Below are 575 nucleotides of genomic sequence, written 5' to 3' on the forward strand. Positions count from 1 at the left end.
ACAAATAGATTTCACGTTGAAGTTGAAACGGACAGACGAGTCATTAAGTGAAATGTTTGGTGATTTGAGTAAGCAATTGAGTGATCTCCGTGGGGCATTGCCATTATGAGTATGTTTACGGGGGATGAATCGACACCGGCATTTGTGCTAGCCGCCGGTGGTGAAAATATCAATGCGCTAATCCAAGGGCGTTTAATGTCATTATCAATGACTGATAACCGAGGATTTGAAGCTGATCAGCTTGATATTGAACTGGATGATAGCGACGGGAAATTGGCATTGCCAAAGCGCGGCGAAACACTATCACTTCATTTGGGCTGGAAAAATGAGCCATTAATTTATAAAGGCACATTCACGGTTGATGAAATTGAGCATAGCGGTGTACCTGATAAGTTGACGATTCGCGGACGTAGTGCTGATTTTCGTGACACGCTAAACGTCAAGCGTGAGCAGTCATATCATCAAAAAACGCTGGGCGATATTGTGAGAACAATTGCGGAGCGTAACAAGCTCAAACCGGTGATAGATGAAAAGTTGGATAAAATAAAGTTAGCCCATATTGACCACGAATGAGT

General features: G+C 43.0%; 2 pseudogenes. Both read left to right on the forward strand.

The features are described 5' to 3' along the window. Positions 1–109 (forward strand): annotated as a pseudogene (locus PROVRUST_RS20770) (phage tail protein); the annotation flags it as partial. Next, positions 106–564, forward strand: a pseudogene (locus PROVRUST_RS20775) (phage tail protein); the annotation flags it as partial. The pseudogenes PROVRUST_RS20770 and PROVRUST_RS20775, both read left to right, overlap by 4 nt. Between the last annotated feature and the right edge of the window lie 11 nt (positions 565–575).

It is taken from the genome of Providencia rustigianii DSM 4541 (assembly GCF_000156395.1).
Taxonomy (GTDB): domain Bacteria; phylum Pseudomonadota; class Gammaproteobacteria; order Enterobacterales; family Enterobacteriaceae; genus Providencia; species Providencia rustigianii.